Source organism: Sphingomonas quercus (assembly GCF_018863195.1).
Taxonomy (GTDB): Bacteria; Pseudomonadota; Alphaproteobacteria; order Sphingomonadales; family Sphingomonadaceae; genus Solisphingomonas; species Solisphingomonas quercus.
This window is the reverse complement of record NZ_JAHKRT010000002.1, coordinates 504,539-524,625: the sequence shown is the minus strand read 5'-3', so window position 1 is coordinate 524,625 and position 20,087 is coordinate 504,539. Positions and strand designations below refer to the sequence as shown.

18 protein-coding genes and 1 pseudogene are annotated in these 20,087 nt (G+C 65.9%); 10 read left to right on the top strand and 9 right to left on the bottom strand.

Annotation, left to right across the window (positions count from 1 at the left end; all coding sequences use genetic code 11):
* Positions 1-71 precede the first annotated feature (71 nt).
* Positions 72-1,226, top strand: coding sequence for a mechanosensitive ion channel family protein (locus KOF26_RS05660; protein WP_253201180.1), 1,155 nt, complete (start codon positions 72-74; stop codon positions 1,224-1,226).
* Between the two features lie 114 nt (positions 1,227-1,340).
* Here KOF26_RS05660 and KOF26_RS05655 read toward each other — a convergent pair whose 3' ends face one another.
* Entirely contained in the window at positions 1,341-2,009 is a 669-nt protein-coding gene (locus KOF26_RS05655) for a PEPxxWA-CTERM sorting domain-containing protein (RefSeq protein ID WP_253201115.1), read from the bottom strand.
* 454 nt (positions 2,010-2,463) lie between these two features.
* Positions 2,464-2,616, bottom strand: a pseudogene (locus KOF26_RS17465) (PEPxxWA-CTERM sorting domain-containing protein); the annotation flags it as partial.
* Between the two features lie 1,083 nt (positions 2,617-3,699).
* Between KOF26_RS17465 and KOF26_RS05645 the strand changes: the two are divergent.
* Positions 3,700-4,479, top strand: a complete 780-nt coding sequence (locus tag KOF26_RS05645) for a LytR/AlgR family response regulator transcription factor (protein ID WP_216321418.1) — start codon at positions 3,700-3,702, stop codon at positions 4,477-4,479.
* On the opposite strand, the gene KOF26_RS05640 is transcribed toward KOF26_RS05645, so the two are convergent.
* Together KOF26_RS05640 and KOF26_RS05635 are read right to left on the bottom strand one after the other, a co-directional pair.
* The gene (locus KOF26_RS05640) at positions 4,476-5,576 is read right to left on the bottom strand and encodes a sensor histidine kinase (RefSeq protein WP_216321415.1); all 1,101 of its coding nucleotides are present in this window, start codon (positions 5,574-5,576) and stop codon (positions 4,476-4,478) included. The two genes, KOF26_RS05645 and KOF26_RS05640, sit on opposite strands and share 4 nt — an antisense overlap.
* 230 nt (positions 5,577-5,806) lie before the next feature.
* Entirely contained in the window at positions 5,807-6,499 is a 693-nt protein-coding gene (locus KOF26_RS05635) for a class I SAM-dependent methyltransferase (RefSeq protein ID WP_216321411.1), read from the bottom strand.
* Between the two features lie 228 nt (positions 6,500-6,727).
* On the opposite strand from KOF26_RS05635, the gene KOF26_RS05630 reads away from it, so the two are divergent.
* The 6 genes from KOF26_RS05630 (at position 6,728) to KOF26_RS05605 (ending at position 10,935) form a co-directional block, all read left to right on the top strand.
* Positions 6,728-7,330, top strand: coding sequence for a TetR/AcrR family transcriptional regulator (locus KOF26_RS05630; protein ID WP_301183111.1), 603 nt, complete (start codon positions 6,728-6,730; stop codon positions 7,328-7,330).
* Between the two features lie 57 nt (positions 7,331-7,387).
* The gene (locus KOF26_RS05625; protein WP_216321406.1) at positions 7,388-7,705 is read left to right on the top strand and encodes a DUF3817 domain-containing protein; all 318 of its coding nucleotides are present in this window, start codon (positions 7,388-7,390) and stop codon (positions 7,703-7,705) included.
* On the top strand, positions 7,702-8,112 hold the full coding sequence (locus KOF26_RS05620; protein WP_216321402.1) for a CopD family protein: 411 nt from the start codon (positions 7,702-7,704) through the stop codon (positions 8,110-8,112). Before KOF26_RS05625 ends, KOF26_RS05620 begins: the two co-directional genes overlap by 4 nt.
* Positions 8,113-8,128: 16 nt before the next feature.
* Positions 8,129-9,097, top strand: coding sequence for a GlxA family transcriptional regulator (locus KOF26_RS05615; protein ID WP_216321399.1), 969 nt, complete (start codon positions 8,129-8,131; stop codon positions 9,095-9,097).
* Positions 9,098-9,362: 265 nt separating this feature from the next.
* A complete protein-coding gene (locus tag KOF26_RS05610; RefSeq protein WP_216321396.1) occupies positions 9,363-10,313 on the top strand; it encodes a cytochrome c oxidase assembly protein in 951 nt (316 codons plus the stop codon).
* Complete coding sequence (locus KOF26_RS05605) at positions 10,306-10,935, top strand: SCO family protein (protein ID WP_216321393.1); 630 nt, start codon at positions 10,306-10,308, stop codon at positions 10,933-10,935. The genes KOF26_RS05610 and KOF26_RS05605 overlap by 8 nt, the downstream gene beginning before the upstream one ends.
* A 39-nt stretch (positions 10,936-10,974) precedes the next feature.
* Here KOF26_RS05605 and KOF26_RS05600 read toward each other — a convergent pair whose 3' ends face one another.
* From KOF26_RS05600 to KOF26_RS05580, 5 genes are all read right to left on the bottom strand, one after another.
* Entirely contained in the window at positions 10,975-11,691 is a 717-nt protein-coding gene (locus KOF26_RS05600) for a metallophosphoesterase family protein (protein ID WP_253201112.1), read from the bottom strand.
* 43 nt (positions 11,692-11,734) lie between these two features.
* Positions 11,735-12,448, bottom strand: coding sequence for a hypothetical protein (locus KOF26_RS05595; RefSeq protein WP_216321387.1), 714 nt, complete (start codon positions 12,446-12,448; stop codon positions 11,735-11,737).
* A gap of 159 nt (positions 12,449-12,607) precedes the next feature.
* The gene (locus tag KOF26_RS05590) at positions 12,608-13,552 is read right to left on the bottom strand and encodes an alpha/beta hydrolase (protein ID WP_216321384.1); all 945 of its coding nucleotides are present in this window, start codon (positions 13,550-13,552) and stop codon (positions 12,608-12,610) included.
* Positions 13,553-13,657: 105 nt separating this feature from the next.
* Positions 13,658-14,536, bottom strand: a complete 879-nt coding sequence (locus tag KOF26_RS05585) for a pirin family protein (protein WP_216321381.1) — start codon at positions 14,534-14,536, stop codon at positions 13,658-13,660.
* A gap of 151 nt (positions 14,537-14,687) precedes the next feature.
* On the bottom strand, positions 14,688-15,602 hold the full coding sequence (locus KOF26_RS05580) for a LysR substrate-binding domain-containing protein (RefSeq protein ID WP_216321378.1): 915 nt from the start codon (positions 15,600-15,602) through the stop codon (positions 14,688-14,690).
* Positions 15,603-15,737: 135 nt separating this feature from the next.
* Between KOF26_RS05580 and KOF26_RS05575 the strand changes: the two genes are divergently transcribed.
* Together KOF26_RS05575 and KOF26_RS05570 are read left to right on the top strand one after the other, a co-directional pair.
* Complete coding sequence (locus tag KOF26_RS05575; protein ID WP_216321375.1) at positions 15,738-16,355, top strand: isochorismatase family protein; 618 nt, start codon at positions 15,738-15,740, stop codon at positions 16,353-16,355.
* Between the two features lie 587 nt (positions 16,356-16,942).
* Positions 16,943-20,041 carry a VPS10 domain-containing protein gene (locus tag KOF26_RS05570; protein WP_216321372.1) on the top strand — a complete coding sequence of 1,033 codons (3,099 nt, stop codon included), beginning with the start codon at positions 16,943-16,945 and terminating at the stop codon, positions 20,039-20,041.
* Positions 20,042-20,087: the final 46 nt, after the last annotated feature.

The window sequence follows — 20,087 nt, the reverse complement described above, 5'->3', positions numbered from 1 at the left end:
CCACGGCCAGCAGCAACAGCATAGCCACGTCGCAGCAACGGCTTGAAGGCTTTCAGCATCAGGCGCAGGAAATGTGGGTCTCGACCACCGCATGGCTTTATCTGCACTGGCTGCAGGTTCTGATCGCCGGCGTGATCGGACTCGCCATCGCGTCTGCTCTCTACGCGCTACGTGGGCTCGGCAACAAATTGTGCCGGCCCGATCGCCCGCGCACGGACTGGTTGACGATTCTCGGCCGCGCGGTGAGCAAGACCACCAGCTTCTTCATCATCATGACCGCAGTTCGCCTCGTCGACGGCTATGCGGCGCCCCCGCCCGCGCTCGATCGGGCGATCACCTTCCTGTTCACGGTCGCCGCGGTGTTTCAGGCCGCGATCTGGGCACGAGAGCTGATCATCGGTTCGATCGAGCATCGCACCTCGGCGGAAGGCTATCAGGGCGAGGCCGTGCTCAACGCGATGGGGCTGATCCGCCTGCTGGTCAGCGCGGTGGTGTTTGCCATTGCGCTGGTGGTGATGCTCGACAATCTCGGCGTCAACGTCACCGGCCTGGTCGCCGGCCTCGGCGTCGGCGGCATCGCCATCGGCCTGGCCGCGCAGGGCATCTTTGCCGACCTGTTCGCGGCCCTGGCGATCATCTTCGACCGGCCCTTCTCGCGCGGCGATGCGATCAGCTTCGGCAACAGCTCGGGCACGATCGAGGCAATCGGGCTCAAGTCCACCCGCATCCGCGCCTATACCGGCGAGTTGCGGGTGATCGCCAACAAGGCGTTGCTCGACAAGGAAATCCTGAACGTTTCCGAGCGCGACCATATCCGCCTGTCGTTCATGATCGGCGTCGCCTACGAAACGCCCCCCGAAACGCTCGCCCGCCTGCCCCGGATCCTGACCGAGCTTATCGAGGCGGAAGGCGGCAAGGCGGCCCGCGCCGGTTTCGAATCGTTTGGCCCCAGCAGCCTCGACTTTGCGGTTCTGGTCGACGTGCCCGGCAACGACTGGTCGATCGCCCATCCGATGCGCGACCGGCTGCTCGTCTCGATCATGAAGCGCTTCGCCGCCGAGGGCATTTCCATCCCGTATCCGACGCAGACCACCTTCACCGCCGCTCCCGACGGTGCACTGATCATGCCCTATCCGGAGAGGCGGCCGGTCGAGCCCGGCGGCGTCACCGATGACGAGAAGCAGCAGGCGGGCCGATCGAACGGCAGCGCGGGCAACCGGGCCTGACCGCCGCTCGAAAGCGAAGCGGCGGCGCGGCGGGGACAGGGATTATCGCCGCTAATCAGCACTCAAAATGAAAAGGAGGGCGCAAGCGCCCCCCTCCCCACATCGGAAATTGCGTCAGGCGAGCGTGGCGATCACCCGCCGCCCACGCATGCCGTAGCCGACGAAGCCGAAGCCCACGAGCATCATGGCCCACGTGGCGGGCTCCGGCACGGCCGGGGCTGCCGGCGTCTCGGTGAGGCGGATCTGGCGAACGTCGCCAACGCCGGTGCCGTTGAAGCTCAGCGAGACGCTGGCAATGCTCTCGCCGTCGATGCCCTGAAAGCCGAACCTGTTCTGGCCGTTGCCGAGCGCCTGAACGAAGTTGAACACCTCGCCCTGGTTGTCGGTCAGCGCGAACGTGACTGCAGTTGCGCCCTCGCCGAAGAGGTTGAACTCCAGGTCGTTGAAGGTGCCGCCGCCGACCAGCGCGAAGTTCAGCGAGCTCAGCGCCAACGTGTCGTTCGGGTTGCGGGTCGCGGTGTTCAGTGCACCTTCGAGCCGGGCCTGACCGCCCTGGGCACGAATGATGTTTCCGCCTCCAACGGTCGAACCCGTGAAAGCGATGGCGTTGCCGCCGAGAGTGGAGCCGGTAACGGTGGTGCCGGTCTGCACGCCCGTATTGAACAGGACATTGTCGCCCTGGATCGAGCTCGCATCGACAAGAACGATGGTGGCAGAGGCCGGAGCAGCGGCCGCGACTGCGGCGATGCCCACGGTAGTCAAAAGCATACTAATTCTGGTCATGGTTAATCCTTCCGCGACCCGATTAGCAAGAGCCGTGCCACCTACGAAAATCCGCGGGAGCAAGACGTTTTCCGGGATCGCATTCCGATTACTTGCGCCAGCATCGTCAGCAGGCCCGACACTATGGAACTTAGTGGCGAGATCGTGCCGGCGAGCCAAGCCTCTCACGGCCTCGTCAGACTTGGTTCCATGGATTGAGCGCATTTTTCACGCCAATTGCCGCGCCGGCGTCGTTCCCGAAACGATTAAGCCGCGAGCGTTGTTTTTGCGTCGCAACAACATTGTAAGAATTCTCGACAGGATAGGGGGCGCCGTGCGGCTCCGATCCGTGCGGGCCGGCATGCGGCCCAGCATCACGCGCAAAAGCTTGGGGCGGGTGATGACCTCACCGCGCGGGGACCGCATCGCAGCCTGGCGTCCGACGCCCCCCCGGGAGGGGGCGCGCCGGTCGCCCTCAGGCCGCAGCGAGGCCCACCCGACGCCGCCGCATTGAGGCGCCGACAAGGCCGAAGCCGCCGATCATCATCGCCCAGGTGGCCGGCTCCGGCACAGCGCCCGGGACCTGCACCGAGCCGGGTGTCCCGGATCCGAAGATCGTGTGAGTCGTGAACAGGCTTTGCTCGCCAGCGCCGATGGAAAACCCGTTGATGAGGCCCAGCGCGACGTCATAGCCGCCTCCAGCGTCGATGAATCCGTCGCCATTGCCGTCGCCGTTTACGAGGTTGTTCAGCGAACTGCCTCCGCCGATGCGCGGGCGGAGCGACCCGTAATGATCGACATCGAAACCGAGCGCCTCGCCGCCCTCATTGTAGATGCCGATGAACGTCGCCAGATCGTTACGGCCGGTCGCGGCGTCCGTCTCGAACAGCACTGTCTGACCGCCGGAGACGAGCTTTCCGCCCCCGTCATTGCCGTTGCCGCCCGCGCCGAAATTGAGGTCGCCATCGAGATAGCGGCCGAAGCTCAGCGCCTGGGACTCCCCGGAAAGGTTGGTGAAGCTGTAGGCCTGGGTCAGCATCGTGCCGGTCTGCACGCCGTCGCTGATCAGGTCCGAGAGCGTCTGGGTGAGGGTGAAGCTGAGCGAGCCGAGCGTAAAGACGCTGGTGCGCTGTCGCTGGTCGCCAGTCACGAAGTTGGCGCGAATGCCGCTCAGGCTGGTCACGCCGCTGGACGTGCGCAGATAAAGGTCGGACGCATACACTGCGTCGGCCGCTCCCGCCGCCCCGAGCGGGTTGTAGATGGCGGTGCTGAATGCCCCATTGTCGTCGAGTTCGATCGAAACCTGCCCGTCGCCATTGCCGTTGGTCATCGTTGCCGCGTACGCGGAGTTGCTGGCAACAAACGCCAGCGCGAGCGCGCCGGCAGTCAGGCCGCGCCGGTAGGTCGTGAAGTCCGTCATGTCGTGTCCCTCTGTTCGACCGGTGCGAGGACGCATCGCGCGCCCTCGCACCGACAGCATGGCGGTCCCCGCGCCGCTGCTGTGGTGGCCGCGATCCGGAGCGTCGTCACAACCGCCCGGCCTCGCGTTGGGGGCGGTGTAGTCGGCCGGGTCGTCGCCCGCAGCGCGGTTGCGTTCCGCAGCCGCGAAGTTGCGACGGCGGGGCGCACCGTGCGACGAACGGCGTCATCGCGATGACCAGCGTCACGCGATGTTGGTGAAACGGAAAGCTTCTCCTATCAGGGCGCCGGGATGAGCGAGCTTTCAATCTTGGTGGCCGACGACGAGCCGCTGGCGATCCGGCGACTGCGATTCCTCATCGAGCGGTACGAGGGCGTGCGGCTGATCACCACTGCGCGCGATGGCGATGAGGCGCTTGTCGCGATCCGCGCCCAGCGGCCGGATGTGGTGCTGCTCGACGTCGAGATGCCGGGGCTGGGCGGCTTCGAGGTGGTTGAGCGGCTGGAGAGTGACGAGCAGCCCATTATCATCTTCGTCACCGCGTTCGATCATTATGCCGGCCGCGCCTTCGATGCGAGGGCGGTGGATTATCTCGTGAAGCCGGTCGAGGCGTCGCGGCTCTACACCGCGCTGGACCGCGCCCGCGAGCACCGCGACCGCGCCGAAGCGGCGACGAGGCTGGAGGAGATGCGCGAGATCATCGCCAACCTCCGCCGCAACGCCGCGCCCGTGCCGCAACCGCGCTATGAGCGGGAAATCTGGGTGAGGAGCACCACCGAGACGGTGCGCGTCCCCCTGGATGCGGTCGATCTTATCGAGGCGGAGCGCGATTATGTGCGACTGCGCATAGGGACGCGGACCGTTCTTTACCGCGAGCCGCTGAGCAGCCTGGAGAAGCGGCTCGACCCGGAGGTGTTCATTCGGGTTCACCGGTCCGTCATCGTCCGGCGCGATTGCGTGGTGGCGATCAGCCGCTCGGCATCTCGCGCGCCGGTGCTGCGGCTGCGGGCGGGCGACCGGATCTCGGTCGGGCGCAGCTATGCGGCCCGGATTGCGGCGCTGCGCACCTAGCGCAGCGGGATGCGGATTTCGCTCACGAAGCCGGACTCCGTGGCGTGGGCGGTGACGCTGGCCTGCGGCCCGTAGTGCACGGCGAGGCGCTCTCGAACATTGCCGATGGCGATCCCTATGCCTGGCCCTGGCGACGCGCTCTCCTGGGTCGCGGCATCGTCCTCGACGCGCAGGATCAGGACCCCGTCTTCGCGGTGCGCCGACACCCTCACCTCCACGGGCCGGCGGGAGCGCGCAACACCATATTTGACGGCGTTCTCAGCCAGCGGTTGCAGGAGAAACGGGAGGACCTCTTGCTGGGCAAGGTCGTCCGGAAGGTCGAGCGTGAAAATCAGCCGTTCCTCGAAGCGGGTTTCCTCGATCTCCATATAGGAGGCAACGGCGCCCATCTCTTCGCTGAGCGGGATCGGCACCGTCGGATCGGCGCTGAGCGAGCGGCGCAGGAAATCGGCGAGACGGCCGACCATGGCGTCGGCCGCCGCCGTTTCACCCAGGATGATCAGGCTCGACACGCTGTTCAGCGCGTTGAACAGGAAATGCGGGTTCATCTGCAGGCTGAGCGCTGCCATCCGCGCATCGGCCGCTATGCGTTCGGCACGAAGCCGCTGGAGCCTCTGCAATTCCGTCCGGCGGGTTTCGATCAGGAAGATGAACAATGCGCCGGTCGCAATGCACATGTACAGATGCGACAGAAAGTTGCGTCCGAAGCGCTGGCGAATAAGCGGCAGGTGCGCAGCTTCAAGTGCCGGGATAACGCCGAGCATCCAGTTCTCGAGCATGTTTACGATCGACTGCGCAAAGGCGATAGCGACGGCGGCGGCGAGCATCGCCGCCCACCGTCTCACCGGGGAGCGGGCCTCCTGCGCCACCGCCACCGGATAGAGGCCGAAGGCGAGCAACGCGACGGCCAGCACCGCCGGCAAGTCCAGGGGCAGATCGCGGACAAAACCCGTGCGCCCCGCGATCAGCTCGGACACCGCATATGCGCCGTAAGAGGTGACCAGCCAGATGAGCGCCGTCAGCACCAAGGCCTGCCGCGCGGTCGTGCTGATGCGCTTATCACGAGCCGGTTGCTGCCGATCGTTCAACAGGCTCATGGCGGACGATTGGCAGAGGGACGCGGGGGCGTCAACGCCGCTTTCCCGGGCAATCAGCGCACCGCGATGAGGAAGCCGTTCATGCGACACAGCCGCAGACGTCCGCGCCTGAGGGAGAAGGGGGATGGGATGCCTGAGTGAGGGCCCGGCCGCGTCCGATCGCAAAGCCCCGGGCGCGGGCGGTACCGGCCGGTGATCACGCAATCACACGGCATGCCGGAGGCGCGTGATCAGCCGGCGACAGCCGCCTGCCAGGTCGCGTCATAATCACCCTGCTGCGGCCACCGCCGGGCGAAGGGCACGACATGCTCCGTCTTCTCGGCGATGTAGAGGAGCGAATGCTTGTCCGGGGTGAGGCCGATCTCCCCGCGCGCGCCATCCGCGCCCGCATCCTGCTGGGGCCGGAGCGGCGCGTCGCTGAGCGTGCCGTAATAGACGGCGTGGAGACGAAAGCCGTTTGCCGGGGTGAACACCCGGAACGGCATCTCGGCGCTGAACTGGTAGAAGCCATGGCCCAGCCAGTTGTTCGCCGGCACGCAGGCGATCAGCCGCCCGCCGACCCGAACGAGGTTCATGAGGTTGGTCAGCGACTGGGCGATGTTGAAGATATGCTCCGTCGATCCGAAGTCGATCACCGTGTCGAAGCTCTGATGCAGGTCGTCGGGCAGCGGCTGGTTGAAATCGTGGACGATCGCCGCCCCCTCATAGGGCGAGGCATCGGCGGCGACGCTGCGCGTCACGCCGAAACGCGAGAGCAGCGCCATATCGGCGAAGTGATGCCCGCCGGAGGCCTCGGCCAGACTTTCGCCGAGCCCCGCCGTCTGCAGCCAGCCATCCGCGGCCGAGGAGACGACATACAGGCCCTGCCGCCCGAGCTGGAGGGTTTCGCCAAAAGGACCAAAGCGTTGATACGCGTCGATCATCAACCGGAGGCTGTCGACATCTATTCCCATGGCCGGACGGGTCGCAGGAAATGCGCGGCATGCCAAGCCCCCTCGTCACCGGGGCCGCTCAACCGGCTGGCCGACTGTGTCACCCATGGCTGGGACCGGCTCGACCGGAAAGGCCGTTCGAAACCGACGTCGCCGATCATCTTGACCCTGACCAATAACATGGTTGCCAAATAGCACGATCGTTCGTACTAAATCGGCATGAAAGCCGAGAGAACACGACATCGGGTTATCGAAGAGGGATTGCAGGCGATGAGCCGCGGCGGATTGTCGTCCGTCACGATCGGGCGTCTCGCCGAGGCGACCGGATTGTCGAAAAGCGGATTGTTCGCCCATTTTCAGTCGCGGGAAGCACTCGAGGTCGCGCTGATCGAGGAGACGGCACGCATCGCGCGGCGCCATATCGTCGAGCCGGCGATGCAGGTTCCGGAGGGACTGCCCAGACTGATGGCGCTGGTCGGCCGCTGGTTCGGCTGGTCGGCGCGAGCAGGGCTTTGCGGTGGCTGCCCTGCCGCCGCCGCCATGTTCGAGCTTGACGACATGGCGGGCGTGGTCCGCGACCGGCTGGTCGCGCTCGACGATGAGTGGCGTGAGCTGCTGCGTGCCAATGTCGGACGCGCGATGGAGCTGGGGCATCTGCGCGGGGAAACCGACGTCGAACAGATTGTGTGGGAGCTGTGGGGAATTTATCTCGGCCATCATAGCGCGATGCGCTTCCGCCGCGACCGGCAGGCCGACGAGCGCGCGCAGACGGCGCTGATCGCGCTCCTGCGGCGCAGCGGCGCTGATCCCTCCCATCTCTAAGGGCCGGAGACGAGCCATATGAACCGATCCGTCCACTTCGCGCCCACCGCCGACGATGTGGCAGATATCCGCCGCCTGCGCCTGGCGTCGTTCGCCGAGGCGACGACCCTGCTCGCGCTGTTGCTGGTGGCGGTGCCGCTCAAGCACGCGTTCGGCTATTCGGCGGGTGTCCGGATCATCGGTCCGGTCCATGGGGCCGCCTTCCTGGCCTATATCTGGACCCTGATCGCCGCATCCGCCGGAGGCGGCTGGACCAGAAGCGAGATCGCACGGATGAGCCTCGCCGCCTTCGTCCCGTTCGGCGGGTTTCTCAATGCCGGGCTGCTGCGCCGCAAACAGGCGTCGGTCGTCGCTTCGCTGAAGGAAAGACCGTGATCCCCTATCTCTGGATCAAGGCTATCCACGTCGCCGCCGTCCTCATCTTCATCGCCGGCTTGTTCGCGCAGAGCGTTGCCGTTGCGGCCGGCCGGCGCGGCGATAGAGGCACGGGTGCGCTCGTCAGCCATTGGGATCGCCGCGTGACGGTCCCCGCTATGCTCCTGGTCTGGCTGACCGGCGCGACGATCGCGGTGGACGGAGGCTGGTTCGCGAGCCCGTGGCTGTGGGGAAAGCTTGCCATCGTCGTGGCGTTGACGGCGCTGCACGGCGTGCAGTCCGGCCGGCTGCGGCGGATCAGGCGGGGCGAGCAGTTGCGGCTGCGCATCGCGCCGGAGCACACCGCCATCGGCATCGCCGTGGCGGCCGCGATCATCGCCATCCTCGTCGTGGCAAAGCCGGTCTAGGACGCGCGGCGCCGCCATGCATCACATCGGCTTCTTCATCTGTCCGGGATATTGGTTCCTCGATCTGGCCGGGCCGCTGTCGGTGTTCGAATCGGCCTCGATGGTGGCCGGGACCCAACTCTATCATCTCTCGGTGCTGTCGGAGGGCGGCGGCCTGGTGCCGGGACGAAGCGCGTCCGTCGACACCGTCCCTTACACCGAAGCCCGCGTCGACACGGTGATATTCGTCGGCGGGCAGACGGCGCCGATGGGGGAGCCCGGAGCGATCCGCGCTGCTACCCTGCTCGCCTCGCGGGCGCAGCGCATCGCCAGCGTCTGCACGGGCGCGATGCTGCTGGCGGCGACAGGATGGCTGGACGGCCGCCGTGCCACGACCCATTGGCGTTCCACGCGCGAACTGCAGACGCGTTATCCGGCCGTGCGCGTCCAGCCCGACCTGATCTATGTCGCCGACGGTCCGGTATGGACATCCGCAGGGGTGACGGCCGGCATCGATCTCGCGCTCGCCGTGCTGGAGGCAGATCACGGCATCGAGCTGTCGCGCGCCGTCGCGCGCGAACAGGTGGTCCATCATCGTCGGCCGGGCGGCCAGTCGCAATTCTCCGAGATGTCGCGAATGGAGCCGGAATCCGATCGTATCCGTCGGGCCCTCGGCTTTGCGCGTGCGAATCTGGACCAGCCGCTCCCGATCGAGCGTCTCGCCGAGGCGGCAAGCCTGAGCACGCGCCAGTTCGGCCGGGCGTTCCGGAGAGAAACCGGTGAGACGCCCGCCCGCGCCGTCGAGCGCCTGCGGGTCGAGGCCGCCCAGATCCGACTGCGAGACGGGGCCGAGCCGGTCGAGCAAATCGCGCGCGCTGTCGGCTTCAACGACCCCGAGCGCATGCGGCGGGCCTTTCTCAAGATCCATGGCCTGTCGCCACAGTCGATCCGGCGGATGAGCCGCGACGGCATCGAGGAGCGTCCCCGCCGCCCTCACCATGAATGACCGGTATCGAGGGATCTATGTCCTCCAAGCCATGTCCGGCTCGTGCGAATGCGGCGGCGAGGAGAGAGAGGATGTCGGTTGAGGAGCGCCAGGCAAGGGCTGACGGCCTTGAACAGCCGGTTCCCCCCGGATATCGCGGGACCGGCACGCCGCCTCGCCAGCGCATGCGCCGACAGGCTTGGCTGCTCATGCTCGTCGCCTTCTCGATGCTGCTGACCACCTTCGCTGTCCCCTTCGCCCTGCGCTATCTTCAGATCAGGCTGCCGTGACGGGCCGCTTCGACGCGATCGCGCAGTGGGTCGCCGGCCGCCGCCACCGGGTGCTGGTGGCAGCGGTGTTGCTGCTCGGCGCGGCAGAGTTCATGGCGGTGCGGCTCTATCCGGCGTCCCTCCCGCTCTGGATGCCTTACGAGTTTTCGTGGGGCGTGTTCCTCGCCACCAGCTTCGCAGCCCTCTGGTACCTTCGTGGCTTTGCCTCATGCCCCGATAGCCGCAAGCCGCGCCGGTGGCGGATCGCGGCCTATTTCGCTGGCCTGTTCCTGATCTACGCCGCGATGCAGACCCATATCGACTACGCCGCGCAGCACATGTTCTTCATCCATCGGCTCCAGCATCTCGTGCTGCATCATTCCGGGCCGTTTCTGATCGCGCTCGGCGATCCGGGCGGGGTGCTGGTACGCGGGATGCCCCGACGGCTTAAGCGGCTGCTCGACGCGACGTGGATCAGAGGCGCCATGGCAATGGTGCAGCAGCCCGCCGTGGCGACACTCTTGTTTGTGGGGTTGATCTATCTCTGGCCGGCGCCGCCCGTCCACTTCTACGCGATGCTGGACCCGCGGCTCTATACGCTGATGAACTGGAGCGTCACCATCGACGGCATCCTGTTTTGGGCGCTGATCCTCGATCCGCGGCCGGCGCCTGTCGCCCGCCTCGGCTATGGGCCGCGAGCCTTGCTTTGCCTGGCGATCATGCCGCCCCAGATCCTCCTCGGGGCGGCGGTCGCCTTCAGCACGCGCGACCATTTCCAGGTCTATGCGATCTGCGGGCGGATCATGCAGATGACAGGTCTTCAGGATCAGCAGCTTGCCGGTCTGATCCTGTGGATTCCACCCTCGATGATGAGCGTCGTCGGGGCGATCATTGTCCTTAACTTCCTCCGCCTGAACGATGAACGGGTGGAGGCCACGGCAATGAGCGGGAGCATGATCCGTGCCTAGAATCCTTCGGAACAGTCATGGGTGGCGACTGGCGGCGATCATCTTTTCGTCGCTCGCCCTGTCAGGTTGCGATCGCCCGGATCCGTGGCGCCTCGTGGAAATGGAGGATCGCCTGCCGCCGCTCGCCTTCGACATGACGAGCGTCCAGGACGGAAGGACCGTCACCGCAGAAACGTTTCGCGGCAAGATCGTCGTTCTGGAGTTCGGTTACACATTCTGTCCGGACATCTGCCCGACCACCCTGGCAACGCTTTCGCGAGTGCTACGTGATCTTGGTGGCCGCGCCGGCGATGTCCGCATCCTCTTCGTGACCGTCGATCCCGATCGCGACGCGGCGAAGGACCTCAAGCGATATGTCGAGAGCTTCGCGCCGCAGGTCGTCGGCTTGCGCGGAACGCCGAACCAGCTGGCAAGCCTCGCGCGCCGCTATCGCGTCGCTTATTCCGTCACGCCGGCGCCGGATCCCGCCGACATCGAGGTGATGCACACGCCCACCTTGTTCATCTTCGACCGCGACGGACGGATCCGGTTGCTGTCCCCCAGGATCGACGATCCGGGCAGCATCGAACACGACCTGCGCCGCCTGCTCGACGAGCCGCGCCATGGCGGCACGGAAACCTGATCCGCGGGCCGACGCGCACCGGACCGACGCCTGCGGACATCAACGTCCTGACGCCCGAGCGGACAAGAAGCCGATCTGTCCATCTTCGATACGCACCGCCGACAGCACCCCGGTCTCATAAGCGCCCGTGTCGATGCCGATCCGGTGCGGGCAGACGTCCGGCTCGTGGTCAATCCAGGAATGCCCGTGTATGACGATACGCTCCGCAGGCCGCTCGTTCTCGATCCACTCCTGACGGATCCAGAGCAGGTCCCGAGCCGCCTGCTTCTCCAGCGGCACGCCCGGACGCACGCCGGCATGGACGAACACATAGTCGCCGATGCCGACCATCAACTCAAGGCTCTCGAAAAACTTCAGGTGGGCGGCCGGCATGCTTTCGAGGAGATCATCACGGGCACGACAATGCTCGTCCGGATCGTCATATAGCTCGGGTGCGGCGACCCCATAGGAGCGCAACGTCTCCAGCCCGCCGAACTGCATCCAGCCGGCCGCTTCGGCCGGGTTGTCGAGATAATCGAGAAGTCCCTGCTCGTGATTGCCCTTGAGACAGTGGAGATCGAATGGCCCGTGGCGGGTCAGCCACCAGAGTGCATCCACGACCTCACGGGAGGCTGGTCCCCGATCGATATAGTCGCCACAGAAGATCAGGCTGACGGGGCGTCCGGCGGATCGCTCGCGGGCGTCGGCGGCGATCTTTTCCAGCAGATTCCGAAGCTCGTCATAACAGCCGTGGACATCGCCGACCGCGTAGATCAACCGTCCGTCAACACTGCCAACGGGTGCTCTTGAAGCTTGCCGATCAGTAGGCACCAGCAATCCGCCCCACGCTGCCATCGTCCGTGTCCGCGCCGAGCTCCTGCAGGTCGCGCGCCAGCTCCCGGAATCCACGCGCGACCCGATCCGGTTGCGTCAGCGCCTGGCCGCGGAGCCGCTCCCAACGATGCCGGTAACGGTTGAGCGTGCGGTTGGCGACGCCGGCACGTACTGCGTCCGCATAGGCGTCGCGGAGAAGGTCATCCGCCGCGACGACTTCGGGGTACATGCAACGCGCACGCTCCATCCGGATCGTGCCTTCGCAGTTGCGAGGAACCGGATGGTGGGTCACCTGGGCGACGCGTACTCTCCGGGCCGGGGCGGAGAGGCGGGATTTCTTGCGCTTTGCGCTTGCCGGCCTGGCGGTTGCCGGTCGGGGCGGTGCCGCGGTCGGCTCGACCATGGGCGCCGGAGGCTCAGGCTCTTGCGCCATGACCATCAGCGGCGGAGGCGTGATCGGTGACGCCGCTGTCGCAAGCCGTGCGGCGGGGGTGGCGGGCACCGCGCGCTCCAAGGGACGATCACGCCCGGTGGCCAGCATCGTGTTCGCGGCCAAGGCTGCGACAGCCACGATCGCTCCTATGGTCGACCAGCTCCGCCAGCGTCTGCGGGCTGGTCCCGAGGGATTGATCGGGCGAACTTCCGATGCGGACCGGCTTTGAGCGGCGCTCGCATCCAGCCCGGCGAAGATGCTTGCCATGTCCTGAGATACGAGAGACCCCGTGTCGGGCGAATGAGGCCGCTGCGAATCCTGCGCGATCAACGTATTAGGGCTCCGGGTGCCCCGCGGAATGAGGGCGCACCGCAGGAAAACTCGCGAGAGCGCCTGAAGGTCCTTCGTGCCGGCGGCACGCATCTGTCAGGGGTTGAAGGCGCGGGCGAGGAAGCGTGCCGCGCGGTCGAGCGCAGTGCGGCTGCTCTCGAGGTGGGCGACGTCGAGCTGGAAGACGTGGTGCAATCCTTCCCACATCTCCAGCTCGACAGGTACGCCGGCAGCCACCGCCCTGGCCGCGAACTGCCGCGAGTCATCGAGCAGGCGCTCGGCGGTGCCGACCTGGATCAGGAGAGGCGGCAGGCCGGCCAGATCACCGTGCAACGGCGAGGCGAGCGGGTCCGTGGCTGCATAGGCGCCGAGATATTTGGCTGCGCAGTCCTGCAGATAATCAAAGCTGATGAGCGCATCGACCTGTTCGGGATCCTTCATCGACCGGCCGGTGAAGGCGAGGTCCGTCCACGGCGAGAACATCACGCCCGCGATCGGCCTGGCGATCTCGGACTGCCGCGAGAGTTGCGCCAGGGTGACCAGGGACAGGCCGCCGCCCGCGGAGTCGCCGACGATCGCGATCCGGGTGAAGCCCTGCTCGATCAGAAACCTATAGGCAGCGAGCGCCGCGTCCGGCGCCGCCGGCAAGGAGGCCTCCGGCGCCAGCGGATAGTCGATCGCGAGCGCGGGGATGCCCGCCCGGCTGACGATCTGGCTGACGAAGCCGCGATAGGCCTTGGCGCTGCCCTGCACGTAGCCGCCGCCGTGGATGAACAGGATCGCCTGTTCCGGAGCGGGCGTACGCACCGGCCGCACCCACCAGCCATGCACCGCGCCCGTGGAGACTTGCTTGACGGTGATGCCGTCGACCGTCGGGCTCGCCGCGATGAACCTGTCATAGATGGCGCGGGGTGCGCCGGTGGCGGTGCCCCAGAAATCGGCGAAGTGGGCGAGGAGCGCAGCTTCGCGATCGCGCTCGGTTGCCGATAGCCATGGCACCCTGGTCTCGACAGGGCTCCGGACGGCGTTGAGGTTGGTCATCTCTCGATCTCCTCGAAATGGGGCAGGCAGGCGACAGCCTATGCTCGGCGAGCCGGTCGCGCCGTTGCCCGGTCAGGGTCCTGGGGCGTGGAGGGCGGATTGCGATCAGGCCGGGATGCGCCCGAACTTGCCGCCGGCGAAATCGGCGAGCGTGCGGCGCACGTCGTCTGCGGTCGACATGACCAGCGGCCCGTGCTTGACGAACGTCTCGCGGATCGGCCTGCCGGCCATCAGCACGAAGTGGGCCGGCGCGGCAGCCTCAACCGCGACGCTGGCCGGCAGACCGGCCTCGATCGTGGTCGCCATGCCAGCGGCCAGCACGCGCCCGTCACCGTCAAGGGTGGCCGTGACCGTGCCGGATACGGCGTAGATCCAGGCCTGCCGGCCTTCGGGCAGCTCGTGACTGAAGCGGCCGCCAGCGGCCAGGAAGCCATCGAGCATCGTCATCTCCTCGGGCGTGCCGGTTTCGCCAGTGACGTCGCCGCTCGCACCCAGGACAACGCGCACGCGATGGCCGTCGCCTGCGATGATCGGCACGTCGCCGGCGCTGACGTGGAGCGAGCGGGCCGGGCATTTCTTCAACCGCTCCGGCAGGTTCACGAACAGCTGCAAGGCATGGATGCGCGAGTTCGGGGCCGGTTTCTCCTCATGCGCGGCCCCGCTCGCCGCCGCCAGCCAGTAGAGGTCGCCACCCTTCAGTTCGATGGCATGGCCCAGCGTATCGCGATTGAGGAAGGCGCCCTCCGAGTCCTCGAACATGGCGGTGACCGCCGAGATGCCGGCGTGCAGGTGCGGCTCGAAGGTCGGCGCGGTCATGATGAAATGGTCGACCATCAGCAGCGGGTCCATCGCGCCGGAGAACATCTCCTCCGAGAAGTGCCTGGCCGAGAAGCCAGTGCCGATGTTGTGCGGCACCCCGGCAACGACCCGCCCGAGACGCCCGGCAAGCCCCCTCGCCTGCTCGATCTTTCCGACGCTGCCCATTACGCTCCACTCCTAAACGGCCTGTTCGATAAGGCTGATTATGAAGTCGCCGCGCTGTTCGAGAAGTCGATGAGTTTGAAACCTAGCGTCCAATCCACTGGACGCTGGATAAGGCAGTGCAGCGCTTTCGCGGCGATGAGGTGATACGCCGCTACATCAGTACCCGCCTGGGGAACTCGGCAGCCAGATGGTCGAGGAATGCACGAACGGACGGCAGCAGGCCCTGGCGGTACGGGATCAGCGCGGTGAGCGTGGAATCGCCTGCCAGCCAGTCGGGCAGGATCCGCTCCAGCGCACCTGAATGAACTTCGGGGCGGCAGATGTAACCCGGCAGCGCGACCACCCCGAGGCCCCTGATGGCGGCCTGTTTCAATCCGACCATGTCGTCACCATGCAGCCGCGGTGTGAGCGGCATGATGATCTCGTCCCGCTTCTGACGGGCGTGGCGCAGTCGCCAGACCGGCGGCACGCCCGTGCGCATCATGAACAGCGAAGGATGCGCCCGCAGATCTTGCGGCGTCTTCGGAGCACCATGCTCCTTCACATAATCGCAGCCGGCGAACAGGAACCACGGCGCGGGCGCAAGCGTGCGCTGGACCAGGTTGGAATCCGGCAACGGGTCCGAATGCGCCCGCACCGCAATGTCATAATTCTCGCCGACGATATCCACGGTGCGATCCGCCGCATGGGCAACGACGTTGACCTTGGGGTGCTGCGTGAGGAAATCCGCGATGATGTCGGCGAGCGCGAACTGCATCGTCGCCGAGCCTGCCGTGCAGCGGACGGTGCCCACCGGCTCGGTGAGACGCCCGCGGATCGTCGTTTCGGCAAGTTCCGCCTCGCGCAGCATGGCCACCGCGTGCCGGTAGAAATCCTCCCCGGAGTCAGTCATCCCGAAGCGCCGCGAGGTCCGATTGAGCAGGCGCACGCCAAGCTGGGTCTCGAGTTGCTGAATACGGTGGCTCAACGTCGACTTCGGCATGCGCAAGGTCCGGCCGGCGGCGGTGAAGCCGCCCCGGTCCACCACCTGGACGAAGTAGAAGAAGTCGTTCAGGTCCAGCATCATCCTGCCTCATTGTCCATCAGCTTGGACGCTGGGTTGCGGTTTTGACGACTTCTGGGCCGCTCGTCCACCATCTAGCTTCCAGCTATCACGACCGATGATCGTGAGCCCCCATCGGACTTTTGGCTGGAGATGAAGATGACGACCCGTATCTATGAGCCGCTGACCAGGGACAATGCCGCCGTAATCCTCGTCGATCACCAGGTGAACCTGATGACCGGCGTGCGCGACTATGAGACCGGCGAGCTGAAGCACAATGTCGTGGCGCTCGCCCGCGCCGCCAAGGCGCTGGGCCTGCCGATCGTCGCCACCAGCACGGCCCGCGACAGCCTGTGGGGCCCGACCTTCCCGGAGCTGGTCGAGGCGCTGGACGGGATCGGGATCATCGACCGCGCCACCGTCAACGCCTATGACGATCCGCGCGTCGCCGCCGCCATCGAGGCTACGGGCCGCAGGAAGCTTATCTTCGCCGGCATTTCGCTCGAGGTCTGCGCCGGCTTTCCGGCGATGACGGCAGTAGCGAAGGGCTATGACGCCTATGTCGCCGTCGACGCCTCGGGCACGTTCAGCAAGACCAAGCATGACGTTAACCTGCTCCGTCTGCAGCAGGCCGGAGTCATCCTCTCGGATTATGCCACCTTCATGGTCGAAATCCTGCGCGACAACGGCGCGCCGGAAGCGGCTGCCGTCTACGACGCGCTCGACATGCCCTGGGCGAAGCTCGTCGGCCAGATCGTCGCGAACTACACCAGATAAGGGCGGCGCCGCGCGGCCGTCCTTATGAAAAGCCCTCCTCCCGATGGAGGGCCCGGGGCGGCGCGCGCGGCTCGACCGGCCCTGACATCGCGCGATGGAAGGTCGCAGAATGGGCATGAAGGACTGGAACGGCTGGCGGCCAGGGCCATGTCCTTCCTCGCAATGCCAGTGGACAATGGACAAATAATGAATGTCAGTAGCATATATCCGCGGCAAAATGCGCAGCTCGTCTTCGCGGAATCCGTCATGCCGGGCTGGCATCGGTCTATTTTCCAGAAAAATTCCACTATACAGGATCGATAAAGCGGAATCTGCTTGACAGTGGCAATCCGTGTCGCAGGATGTCTGCCATTATATCCGTGTATCTTCTTGCTGGATGCGGTCGCGACCTGTTTTAGGACGCGATGTCCCGTACATTTTCGGCAAGATCATGACTGGATCGGCAACTTCGTGCTCTCTGTTCAGATGCTTCGCTCGGCGGATCGGTCCGATGGAATAGTCCAGGAGCGGGCGTCCTGATCAAGACGACATAGGCATTGGAAAAGCGGGGAGCCGGCATGCGCATGAGAACTTGTCTTTTAAGCGGGGTGGCGGCTGGCCTGCTGGCCTCGGTCTGCCCGGTTTCCGTGGTCGCGCAGCAGCCGGTATCCTTCGGCTCGCTCAAATGGCGCAATATCGGCCCCAATCGCGGCGGCCGCTCGATCGGCGCGGCGGGCAGCCCGAACCGGCCGCTCGAATATTATTTCGGCGCGACCGGCGGCGGCCTGTGGAAGACGACGGACGGCGGCATCAGCTGGCAACCGGTGACGGACCAGAAGATCGCCAGTTCCTCGGTCGGCACCGTGGCCATCTCCGCCTCCAATCCGGACATCGTCTATATCGGCACGGGCGAAACGGAGCTGCGCGGCAACATCATCCAGGGCGACGGCGTCTACAAGACAAGCGACGGCGGCAAGACGTGGAAGAATGTCGGACTGAAGGACAGCCAGTCCATCGCCCGCATCCTGGTCGATCCGGCCAATCCCGACCTTGTCTATGCCGTGGTGCTCGGCCATCCCTATGATAAGAATGCCGAACGCGGCATCTTCCGCTCCCGCGATGGCGGCGCCAGCTGGCAGAAGATTCTGTACAAGAGCGACAGCGCCGGCGCCGTCGATCTGACGATTGACCCGCACAATCGCAACGTGATGTTCGCCGCGATCTGGGATGTGAACCGCAAGCCCTGGCAGCTGACCAGCGGCGGCCCGGAGTCCGGCCTCTACAAGTCGACCGATGGCGGCGACACGTGGAAGGAGATCACGCGCAATCGCGGCCTTCCCGCCGGCGTCATCGGCAAGATCGGCGTGTCCATCTCAGGGGCGGACGGCAATCGCGTCTACGCGATGATTGAGAACCGCGATGGCGGGGTCTTCCGCTCCGACGATGGCGGTGTGACGTGGGCCAAGACCAATGACGAGCGCAAGGTCCGCCAGCGCAATTTCTACTATACCCGTGTCTACGCCGACCCGAAGCGCAAGGACGTCGTCTATGCGATGAACACGTCCTTCTTTCGCTCGACTGACGGGGGCAAGACGTTCGCGGCGATTCCGACGCTGCACGGCGACAATCACGATCTGTGGATCGATCCCAATGATCCCGACCGCATGATCGAGGCCAATGACGGCGGCGCCAGCGTATCGGTCAATGGCGGCAAGAGCTGGACGTTGCAGAATTATCCCACGGCGCAGCTTTATCACGTCGCCACCACCGCCGACATTCCCTATCAGGTGTGCGGCGCGCAGCAGGACAATAGCACGCTCTGCGTGCCGAGCGATGCCGGCGTCAATTTCCGCAACCCGATGGGCAGCAAGCCGGGCGACTGGCTCTATGGTGTCGGCGGCGGCGAGAGCGGCTATATCGCGCCGGATCCGAAGAACCCGAACATATTTTATGCCGGCAGCCAGGGCGCGCTCCTCACCCGCTATGACCGGCGCACCGGCCGGTCGGACGATGTCGAGCCCTATCCTCTGTTCTTCTCCGGCATGCCAGCCAGCGACCTGAAGGAGCGCTGGCAGTGGACGTTCCCGATCGTGTTCGATCCGCATGACCCGAACCGGCTCTACACCTCCTCCCAGCATCTCTGGATGACCACCGACAAGGGGCAGAGCTGGACGCAGATCAGCCCGGACCTGACGCGAGGCGATCCGGCGACGCTCGGCGATTCCGGCGGGCCGATCACGCATGACCAGAACGGGCCTGAAATCTACGGCACAATCTTCGCGGTGGCGCCGTCGCCGATCACGGAAGGGTTGATCTGGACCGGGTCGGATGACGGCTATGTCCACATCACCCGTGACGGCGGCAAGAACTGGGCGAAGATCACGCCGCCCGACCTCAAGGATTTCGCGCGCGTCAGCATCATCGATGCCTCGCCGCACGATCCGGCCACGGCCTATCTCGCCGCCAACCGCTATCAGATGGGGGATCGCTCGCCCTATCTCTATCGCACGCACGATTACGGCAAGAGCTGGACCAAGATCGTCACCGGCATTCCCGGCGATGACTTCCCGCGCGTGATCCGCGAGGATCCGGTGCGCAAGGGCCTGCTCTATGCCGGCACCGAGCACGGCATATATTTCTCGCTCGACGATGGCGATCATTGGCAGTCATTGCGCCTGAACCTGCCGGATACCCAGGTCCCCGATCTCGTCATCAAGAATTCGGACGTGGTGATCGCGACCCACGGCCGCTCGCTCTACATCCTCGACGATGTCGACTGGCTGCGACAATATTCGGGTGAGACGGCGTCTGCGCCGTTGCATCTTTTCACGCCGCGGCCGATGACTTTGCAGGTCAACCAGGCGGTCATCGACTATAGCCTCGCCAGGCCTGCCAACAAGGTGACGATCGACATCCTGAAGGACGGCGCCGTCGTCAACAGCTTCGCCAGCGCGGCCAGGGGCGGCGCCGATGCCGGCGATGGCGACGATGATGAGGAGGAAGACGGCCGGCGCGGGCGGGCGCGTCCCCCGGCGACCGCCGCCGGGCTCAACCGCTTCACCTGGAACGGCCAATATGCCGGGCCCGCCACCTTCCCCGGGATGATCGTGTGGGGCGCGCAGGCGGCTCTGGGGCCGCGCGCGGTGCCGGGCGACTATCAGGTGCGCATCACCGCCGATGGCCAGTCGCAGACCCAGCCGCTCAAGCTGCTCATTGATCCGCGCTATCCCGAGGTCACCCAGGCCGACCTGCAGAAGCAGTTCGACCTCGCGACCAGAATCAATGCCGATTTCTCGACGGCGAACACGATCGTGCTCAACATCCGCAAGATCCGCGAGGCACTGGCGACGGATCCCGCGGTCAAGTCGGCGGCGGCGCCGTTCCTGGCGAAGCTGGCGGTGATCGAGGGCAATCTCTACCAGACCCGCAACCGCAGCGGTCAGGATCCGCTCAACTTCCCGATCAAGCTCAACAATCAGATCGCGGCGCTGGGGGCCAAGATGATGCGCGGCTACAGCGCGCCGCCGCAACAATTCTACACCATCTACGACCAGCTCCACCAACGTCTCGGCGTGGAGCAGGCCGCCTATGCCAAGGCCACGGCCGAGGGTTTCGCCAAGGTCAATCCGGTGCTGGCCCGGGCGAAGCGCCCGCCACTCTCCGAACAGGCGCTGGACAGCCTGCCTGAGCCGGCGGCGCCCAGGTAAAGGGCCGGTCGGCCACCCGCTGTTCGAACCCGCACATGATCGCGCG